Source organism: Wohlfahrtiimonas larvae (assembly GCF_002006755.1).
Lineage (GTDB): Bacteria > Pseudomonadota > Gammaproteobacteria > Cardiobacteriales > Wohlfahrtiimonadaceae > Wohlfahrtiimonas > Wohlfahrtiimonas larvae.
This window is the reverse complement of record NZ_MVDO01000228.1, coordinates 1-742: the sequence shown is the minus strand read 5'-3', so window position 1 is coordinate 742 and position 742 is coordinate 1. Positions and strand designations below refer to the sequence as shown.

Annotated in this window: 1 protein-coding gene; it reads left to right on the top strand. The window is 30.6% G+C overall.

The window, feature by feature from the left end:
- Positions 1-208: 208 nt before the first annotated feature.
- Positions 209-571: a hypothetical protein gene (locus BZK14_RS11835; protein WP_143691469.1), complete on the top strand. Its 363-nt coding sequence runs from the start codon at positions 209-211 to the stop codon at positions 569-571.
- Positions 572-742 lie beyond the last annotated feature (171 nt).

Sequence of the window (742 nt, the reverse complement as noted above, 5' to 3'; positions counted from 1 at the left end):
ATGAATTTACTATAGTGATTTTTTATGTAATTAATTGAAGTTATTTGGTTTGAATAATTACATAATTATAAATATATTTTCATATATAGATGAAAATTGTTAAGTGTATTAGAATACTCATATATTTTTATTCAATTTTTATATGGGTATTCGGGTAAATTCAAGTATGTATATCAATAACATTGCAAGATATATAAAGCTGGTATGTGTGTTTTTTTCTATGACAGCTTGTAGTTCAGTGGCAGATGTAAAATCTCATTCTGATGTTGGAGAGAGCGCTCAACAAATCACTAACCCCCAAGTAACAGCTAATAATATGGGGACATGCATCAAAGAGTTAAGCACACTAAAAATATTATCCATAGATGACTATAATAAACTAGTGGATTCCTTTAAGGAGGTGAGTGACATTAATCGCTTATATGAAGAGATTAGAATGGCAACCAATTCTGAAACTAAGGAGCTACTAAAAATGTCAATTGAATCTAAAACTAGGGTCTTATGCGCCCAAGTTAAGTACTATTCTGTAATCTCTACGCAGTCTATTTTAGATAAGGCTGATGTATTATGAGATATCGATTAAAACATTGTGTTTATATTATTGTATTAATGCTTGGGTCATATGCATCTGCTCAATCTTTTAACCAAGTTATTGAGGATTTTGATACATATTTAAAGTCGGAAAGTAGCCCAGAGATAGATGCTCGTGAGAAGTTGCCGAAACAAAAAGCTATACAAAAGG